Source organism: Photorhabdus viridis (assembly GCF_040256935.1).
Classification (GTDB): Bacteria; Pseudomonadota; Gammaproteobacteria; order Enterobacterales; family Enterobacteriaceae; genus Photorhabdus; species Photorhabdus viridis.
Genome location: NZ_JBEJZY010000194.1, coordinates 1 through 851, shown reverse-complemented (window position 1 = coordinate 851; position 851 = coordinate 1). Strand labels below are relative to the sequence as shown.

The following is an 851-nucleotide window of genomic DNA, read 5'->3' as shown; positions in this document are numbered from 1 at the left end:
ACCCCGGATGCAGGACCGCAAAACTGGTTGCCCGATACCGCCTGGCAGGGGGTGTTGGCTGACAGCCGGCACCGGCACGGCAGACGAGTCGGACGTATCCAGCGGCGCAACATCCATCGTGGCCTGATGGCGCTGGCCTTATTGTGGGGGGCCGGGATGGTGCTGTCCTTTTTCACCAACCGCGACCAGATAGCGGTGGTCAACGCGGCAATGACCGACCTGAAAGCCCGCCCGGAAGCGTCCGACGCCCAGTTGATGGCGTTTAAGGCGCTGCGTAATGAACTGGGCCGGTTGCAGTACCGGGTCGAACACGGGGCGCCCTGGTATCAGCGTTTCGGGCTGAACCAAAATCAGCCGCTATTGACGGCGGTGCTGCCGTATTACACCCAGATGAATAACCGGCTGATACGGGATAAGGCCGCGGCGATACTGCACCAAAAACTGAGCGCGCTGGTGAATCTGCCGCCGGGCAGCCCGCAACGGGCCCGTCAGGCGAAAGCCGCGCACAACCAGCTTAAAGCCTATCTGATGATGGCGCACCCGGAAAAAGCGGAGGCCGCGTTTTTAACCCGCGTCCTCAATGAAAACGAGCCGGACCGGGCCGGTATTGCCCCCGGCGTCTGGTTGAGTGCGGCCCCGGATTTGTGGGATTTTTATGCGGAGAATCTGCCCGCCCATCCGGAATGGCGAATGACGCCGGACACAGTGTTAGTCAGTCAGGTGCGCCGGATATTGCTGGACCAGATGGGCCGACACAATGCGGAAGCCACGCTCTACCAGCAGATGCTGCAATCGGTGCAGAAGGATTATGCCGACCTGACCTTAAGGCAGATGACCGGCGACACCGAAGC

Annotated in this window: 1 protein-coding gene; it reads left to right on the top strand. The window is 61.3% G+C overall.

Annotated elements, in window-relative coordinates:
• Positions 1-27 precede the first annotated feature (27 nt).
• Positions 28-851, top strand: an 824-nt coding sequence (locus tag ABR397_RS22910; RefSeq protein ID WP_350307717.1) for an ImcF-related family protein, incomplete at its 3' end; no start/stop codon positions are given.